Below are 963 nucleotides of genomic sequence, written 5' to 3' on the forward strand. Positions count from 1 at the left end.
GCGAGGACTTTGTCAGCAGTCTGAAAGGGACAGCCAATGCTGTCCCTTTTTTCGTTCGTCAGGCGCGATCAGATGGGGAAGTACCCCACGTTAAGCTTAGCTACCCTGCCCTAGCCGAGAATGACGTTAGGAACCGGATCAGAGATCGACTGAATTTCCCAGCGCAGGCGGTTCTGACCGTTGATTTCACGGAATTCTGCTGCGTTGTGGCTCCGAACCCCTGCGGTCGTACGAACCTCGATCTTGCCGGTCATCTGATAGCCCAGTGCAGTCAGGCGGTCCTGATACTGATCCGGGACAAAGCCGCCCCGAATTTCAACGGTGTTTCGCTCTGAATTAAAGAACATTTCCAGTATGCGCGATTGCCGACGGACAAAGACGAAGCTTTTCTCGCGCATGATGTTGCCGCGCTTTTCATAGACCATGTTAAACACGCCGCGCCCGGTATAGGTCAGCTGTCTTACAGCCGAATCGCGCTTGAGATCTGCCAGAACCTTGGCGACCTTTTCCTTTTCACCCTCCGCATCCAGGCTCTTGTCCAGAAGGCCTTGGGTAATGTTTGGCTGTACCAGCAAACCACGATAGCTCAGGCGATAATCGCCATTACGCTCCATGGAAAGATCAATGGTGAAGGCCTCCGGCAGATAGCAGCTGGCAAGCATTACCGGCAGACACAGAACGATCAGAACCTGTCGGCATATCGACCATGTTTGACGCGCGAACCGCTGTGGTATTGCTGCCGGGCTGATACGCTCAGGGCCAGACGGATGGCGGGCCGGATTACTGTTCATCTTGAAGGTTCCGATTCTCTTGACCATGGCATCAACAGTGCCTGTCCGCCGACCAAGCGTCAACTTATACAAGCCCCTGTCCGAAGGACGATATGGGGAAGCAAAGCAACTGCTTACAGGAGGTCTGGATACGCAAAATCCGGAAACGAAAAAAGGCAGCCTTTAGGGCTGC

At 54.0% G+C, this 963-nt stretch carries 1 protein-coding gene; it reads right to left on the minus strand.

Annotation, left to right across the window (positions count from 1 at the left end):
• Window positions 1-110 precede the first annotated feature (110 nt).
• The gene (locus B3Z49_RS13235) at window positions 111-791 is read right to left on the minus strand and encodes a hypothetical protein (protein ID WP_296991653.1); all 681 of its coding nucleotides are present in this window, start codon (window positions 789-791) and stop codon (window positions 111-113) included.
• Window positions 792-963 lie beyond the last annotated feature (172 nt).

The sequence above is a fragment of the Thalassospira sp. UBA1131 genome (assembly GCF_002311515.1).
Lineage (GTDB): Bacteria > Pseudomonadota > Alphaproteobacteria > Rhodospirillales > Thalassospiraceae > Thalassospira.

Coding starts and splice junctions, on each gene's coding strand:
- B3Z49_RS13235 (WP_296991653.1), bottom strand. CDS start 791: ATGAACAGTAATCCGGCCCGCCATCCGTCTGGCCCTGAGCGTATCAGC.